This is a genomic window from Rhodoferax sp. UBA5149, from assembly GCF_002413825.1.
Lineage (GTDB): Bacteria > Pseudomonadota > Gammaproteobacteria > Burkholderiales > Burkholderiaceae_C > Rhodoferax.
Genome location: NZ_DHXT01000145.1, coordinates 1 through 1,708 on the forward strand (window position 1 = coordinate 1; position 1,708 = coordinate 1,708).

The window sequence follows — 1,708 nt, forward strand, 5'->3', positions numbered from 1 at the left end:
GCTGAGCCAGGCGGCGCTGCGGACACGTCCTGAAACAGCACGCGCTGGCCGTCGCTTTGGGCCAGGATGACGAGGCGTAACGTTTCATCCTCCGTGCGCATCAGGGCCAGTGCCGGCAAGGGGGTCAATGCCAGGCGGTCGACCGTGCTGCGACTGAGCTTGGCTTTGAGGCCCAGGTGCTGGGCGGCGCGCAGCACGTCTGAAGCGCTCAGTGTGTCGCTGGCGGACAGGCCGAGCTGATGGGCCAGTGTGGCGGGGTCGGCGGCGATCTGGTGAAAACGGGCGACGGTGCACAGGGCGGCCAGCGGCGCCAGGGCATCAGCCTTGCTTGCTGAGTCTTTAGTCAGACCATCGGGATGGGTTGAGTTGGCTTGATCGCTGTGCGCGCCCGCACAGCTCGCCACGAGAACGCTTGAATTTACTGTCACACGCCGACCTTCCCTGATGGCCCGCAGTTATGTGGGGCCGGTTTTAGTTAGGGAAAATATATCGCGTGACGGGAAACAAAGATATCCCCCAAATGGGGGATAGGGCTTTCCCCAACTACTGCCTTATTGCTCTGCTACTTCGGCAAGAACAGCAACCAGTAAATCAACAGCAGATTGAACAGCACCGACACCGCCAGCCCGACCTTCCACAGCGCGGTCGGGTCACGCTGCATCAGCGGTGTGGCCTGCGGCGCGCTCAAGGGGCGGGAGGCGCCGCGCTCCAGGGCCAGCAAGAATTCTTCGGCGGTCTCGAAGCGGTTGCGTTTGTCGCGTGCCACGGCCTTCAGCACCACATGATCGAGCCAGATCGGGATCTCGGGGTTGTGGCGGCTCGGGGGCGTCGGGTCGCGGTAATAGCGGCCCACCTGGTAGGGCATCACCTCGCCATAGGGCAGTTTGCTGGTGAGCAGCTGGTAGAGCGTGACGCCCAGCGCGAACAAGTCACTTTGGGTATCGGGTAGCTCTTCGGCGGCGGCCTCGGCGATGCCCGCCTTGCTTCCGGGTGCCGGGGCTTTGACCCGAAAGCCCCACTGCTCGGGGTTGACATAACTGGGGGTGCCCGCATGCAGAGCCCGCATGGAGGCCGGCTCGCGCCCGCTCAGCGCCACGCCCAGATCGAGCACGCGCAACACGCCATCTTCGCCCTGGTGCAAATTGGCGGGCTTGATATCGCGGTGAATCACGCCCTGGCGGTGCAGGCGACCCAGCGCCGTGAGCGCCTGCATGCCGACGGTCAGCACATGCGACACGCTCAAGCGCTGCCGGCGATCCAGCTGCTGCTGCAGGGTTTCGCCGCCGTGCCAGTCGTACAGCACGTAAAAAAAGCTGCGCGCCTTGCCGCCCGGCCGCGCCTCGTGGACCCGAACCAGGTTATCGGCCGCGCGCGAAGACTGCATGCGCTTGGCCAGCCAGGCCTCGTGCGCCAACATGACGCGTTCATCGCGGTCATGGGCCCGGGCCGGGTTCAGGGTCTTCAAGGCATAAAGATTTTGCGTCTTCGGATCGCGCACCTGGTACATCAGGTTGATACCGTTGTCGGCCACCGGCGCCGTCACCAGCAGATCGTCGATGTTGTCGCCCACCTTCAGGTGCGGTGGCACCGGCAAGGCCAGGGCCGCCCGGTTTTCATCCTGCAAGGTGGCATCCAGCAAGCCCAGCACGCGCACCACCAGCGCGGTGACGTTGTCGCTGCTGCCGGCCTTGAGCGCCGCGTCCACCAA

General features: G+C 64.8%; 2 protein-coding genes. Both read right to left on the reverse strand.

The features are described from left to right. Nucleotides 1–428: cysteine peptidase family C39 domain-containing protein (locus tag B3V69_RS12465; RefSeq protein ID WP_296447002.1), on the reverse strand; the 428-nt coding region annotated here is incomplete at its 3' end. 134 nt (nucleotides 429–562) lie between these two features. Continuing rightward, nucleotides 563–1,708 (reverse strand): serine/threonine protein kinase (locus tag B3V69_RS12470; protein WP_296447004.1); only part of this gene is annotated, 1,146 nt, incomplete at its 5' end.